This window comes from Streptomyces aureus (genome assembly GCF_001418135.1).
Classification (GTDB): Bacteria; Actinomycetota; Actinomycetes; order Streptomycetales; family Streptomycetaceae; genus Streptomyces; species Streptomyces aureus_A.
Map to the genome: position 1 here is coordinate 1 of NZ_LIPQ01000281.1, position 3,512 is coordinate 3,512.

4 protein-coding genes and 1 pseudogene are annotated in these 3,512 nt (G+C 74.1%); 3 read left to right on the top strand and 2 right to left on the bottom strand.

Going from position 1 to position 3,512, the window contains the following annotated elements:
• A partial coding sequence (locus AOK00_RS22950) for an ROK family protein (protein ID WP_055602185.1) occupies positions 1 to 1,121 on the top strand: 1,121 nt, incomplete at its 5' end.
• Positions 1,122 to 1,144: 23 nt separating this feature from the next.
• Here AOK00_RS22950 and AOK00_RS22955 read toward each other — a convergent pair.
• Both AOK00_RS22955 and AOK00_RS22960 read right to left on the bottom strand, forming a co-directional pair.
• Positions 1,145 to 1,618 (bottom strand): SRPBCC family protein, encoded by a 474-nt coding sequence (locus AOK00_RS22955; protein WP_055602186.1) that lies wholly within the window; start codon positions 1,616 to 1,618, stop codon positions 1,145 to 1,147.
• A 69-nt stretch (positions 1,619 to 1,687) separates the two neighbouring features.
• Positions 1,688 to 2,353: a DUF4232 domain-containing protein gene (locus tag AOK00_RS22960; protein WP_055602187.1), complete on the bottom strand. Its 666-nt coding sequence runs from the start codon at positions 2,351 to 2,353 to the stop codon at positions 1,688 to 1,690.
• Positions 2,354 to 2,695: 342 nt separating this feature from the next.
• Here AOK00_RS22960 and AOK00_RS22965 point away from each other — a divergent pair.
• Together AOK00_RS22965 and AOK00_RS40545 are read left to right on the top strand one after the other, a co-directional pair.
• Positions 2,696 to 3,352 (top strand): SAM-dependent methyltransferase (locus AOK00_RS22965; protein ID WP_254047465.1); only part of this gene is annotated, 657 nt, incomplete at its 3' end.
• A 2-nt stretch (positions 3,353 to 3,354) separates the two neighbouring features.
• A pseudogene (locus AOK00_RS40545) lies at positions 3,355 to 3,423 on the top strand (SAM-dependent methyltransferase); the annotation flags it as partial.
• Positions 3,424 to 3,512: the final 89 nt, after the last annotated feature.

The following is a 3,512-nucleotide window of genomic DNA, read 5'->3' on the forward strand; positions in this document are numbered from 1 at the left end:
TCCTCACCGCCGAGCTCGGCGTCACCCGCGCCACCGCCGGCGCGGTCGCCGCCGAACTGGAGGCCCTCGGCCTCATCCGCGTGGACTCCAACCCCGGCGCCGCCGCGGGCTCCCAGGGCCGCCCCTCCCACCGTCTCGCCGTCGACGAGAAGGGCCCCGTCGCCCTCGCCGCCCAGGTCCACGCCGACGGCTTCCGCGCCGCACTCGTCGGCCTCGGCGGCACCATCGTGGCCACCGTCCCCGGCTGCGTCACCGTCTCCGCCGACCCGGCCCAGGTCCTCGGCGAGGTCGTCGAGGCCGGAGTCGCCCTGCTCAGGGAGAGCGGCCGCCGCTGCGTCGGCGCGGGCCTCGCCGCCCCCTCGGCCGTGGCGGAGCCCGAGGGCACCGCGCTGAACCCGCTGCACCTCGCCTGGCCCGCCGGTGCGCAGGTCCGGGAGATCTTCGCCGAGCGGGTACGGGCCGCCGGCATCGACGGCCCCGCCTTCACCGGCAACGACGTGAACCTCGCCGCCCTGGCCGAGCACCGCCACGGCGCGGGCCGCGGCGCCCGCGACCTGCTCTGCGTGGCCACCGGCCACCGTGGTGTCGGCGGCGCGCTCGTCCTGGACGGGCGCCTGCACACCGGCAGCGCCGGACTCGCCCTGGAGGTCGGCCACCTCACGGTGAACCCGGAGGGCCGCGCCTGCCACTGCGGCAGCCGAGGCTGCCTGGACGTCGAGACCGACCCGCTCGCCTTCCTCACCGCCGCGGGCCGCGCCCCCGGCCCCGAGCTGTCCCTGCTCCAGCAGGCCCGGGACCTGCTGCGCACGAGCCCCGACGACCCTGGCGTACGGGTCGCGGTGGGGGAGCTGATCGACCGCCTGGGCCTCGGCCTGGCGGGCCTGGTGAACATCCTCAACCCGGACCGGATCATCCTCGGCGGCCTCCACCGCGAGCTGCTCGACGCGGACCCGGAGCGCCTCCGCGCGGTCGTCGCCGACCGCAGCCTCTGGGGCCGCAGCGGCGGCGTGCCGATCCTCCCCTGCACCCTGGACCACAACAGCCTCGTCGGCGCCGCCGAGCTGGCGTGGCAGCCCGTTCTGGACGACCCGCTGGCGGCGCTGAGCCGCGAGCCGGTCTGACCGCTCGCCCCGGCCCGGGGGCGTCAGGCCTGCGGGTCGGGCCGCCCCTCGGCCAGCGCGGCCAACCGCTCCAGGGCCATCCGCGTCCCGTCCTCGTTGTCGGCGGCGGGCACGCCGTCGGGCACCCCTTCGTGGACGAGGACCACCTCCGTGCCGCCCTCCAGGGCGATCAGGGTCGTGGTGAGGGTCATGGGGCCCTGAAGACCGGGGTCCGAGGTCTCGAACTCGGTGATCTCGACGACGCGTTCGTCGGGAAGCAGCTCCACGAAGCGCCCGTGGTACGTGTCCGTGCGGGCCCCCGACTTGCCGGTGCCGTCCGCGGTGTCGTAGGTGAGGGAGACCCGGAAGGCTCCCCCCTCGCGCGCGTCGAACTCGTGGACCGCGCAGGTCATCCCGTACGGCACGCGCCAGCGCGCGACCGCCTCCGGGTCCAGCAGGGCCCGGTAGACGGCCGAGGGCGGGGCGTCGACATGGCGGGACACGCGCGTGGTGTACACGTCTCCAGGCTAGTCCCTGTCGTCGAACTCCCGTCTGCTTCGGGCGACGACGGGAGTTCGACGACACACCTAGAGGCTGAGGGCGTCCTCCGCGTTCGTCATCCACGCGGTCACCGAGTTCTTGTCCGGCGACACGTACAGGCCGGGGGTCGAGGCCTTGAGCGGCTTCTGCTCCAGGTCGGAATCGGTGCTCATCGTCATCGCGATCGAGTGGACGGTCCTGCCCTTGCCGTCCTTGAGGCCGCCCATGAGCCCCGCGTACGCCGACTGTCCCGGCGCGAGCCGGATCGCGTCCTCGATCCCGGGGGCCGGACCCCGCTCGACGGCCTGTCCGTCGAGGTCGCCGAAGGTGACGACCGGGTGTCCCAGGGCCCGGCAGGGCTTGCTGCCCCTGTTGGTGATCTTCAGCAGGTAGCTGCTGGTCGTGGGCTCCGCCAGAGTCGCGGTGAAGGTCACGTCGAAGGTGCTGCACGGGAACACGTCGTAGTCGGGATCGACCGAGGGCGACGCGGGCTTCGAGGGGGCCGGGGGCTTCGTGGGAGCGGTCGTCGGGGCGTCGGTCGGCGCGGCTGTCGGGGCCTTCGTCGGTGCGTCCGTGGGCGTCACGGACTTCGACGGAGTCGCCGAGGGCGCTTCGGGGCCACCTGCCGCTCCGTCCTCGGCGGGGCCGCAGGCGGTCAGCGCGACCGCGGCGAGGGCGACGAGAACGACGGCGGATCTGCGGACGGTGCTCATGATGGTGTCCCCCCGATGAGAAGCGCGCACGGCGCGGTACTGAACGAACTGATCAGATCCGATCTGACCCGGTCCGAGCTCGGCCGGTCCGAAGTCCAGGGTCCCGAAGAAACTTCACGGCTTGGTGACGGCGGCTTGCCGAAATCACCACGGCGTCGGCGCGGCGAATCCCCGGCGTCGACGCGGCGTACCGTCGGCGGGACGAACCCTGGGCGTCGGCGCGGCGATCCCCGGCGTCGGCGAAACGAGCCCCGGCGTCGGCGGGACGAACCCCCTGGCGCGCACCCGCACCGGCCGGAAACCCCTGGCCGGAGCCGGTCGGACGACGTACCGTTCCGCCTCATGACCATTTCTGATCATGATCTTCCTCCGCGTCTCGGCAGCCTCACCTTCCACAGCCCGCTCTCCGAGGCCCGCGCGACCCGCATGGTCGAGCGGATCGCCGCCGTCGAGCCCGCCGACGTGCTCGACATCGGCTGCGGCTGGGGCGAGTTGCTGCTCCGCGTCGTCGAGGCCGCGCCGGCGGCCAAGGGTGCGGGGATCGACATCAACGGCGAGGACCTGGCCCGCGGCCGTGCCCTGGCCGAGGCCCGTGGGCTCGCCGACCGCGTCGAGTTCGTCGAGGAGTCGGCGTTCGGTACCGGCCGGGGGCCCGTCGACGTGGTTCTCTGCCACGGATCGAGCCAGGCGCTCTGCGACCCCGAGCAGCCGCACGACCTCTCCGCGGCCCTGGGCGAACTCCGCCGTCTCGTCAGGCCCGGAGGACATGTCGTGCTCGGGGAGTGCTTCTGGGACCGTACTCCTACGGACGAGGAACTGGCCGGGATGTGGCCTGGCGCGAACGCGGGGGACCACACGTCCCTCGGCGCCCTCGTCGACCTCGCCATCGAGGCGGGCTTCCGGCCCGCGTGGATCGAGACGGCGACCGCCGAGGAGTGGGAGGAGTTCGAGTCGGGCTACCGGTACGACACCGAGCTCTGGCTCGCCGCCCACCCCGACNNTCGACGTGGGTGAACGGCTACCGGCGCGTCCTCGGCATGGCCTACCTGACGCTCGTCGCCGTGGCCTGAACCGTCAGGCAGGGGGCCTCCGGGCCCAGGCCGAGCGGCCGGGGCCGACGGGGCCGGGGCCGACGGGCTCCGGCTCACCACTGCCGCCC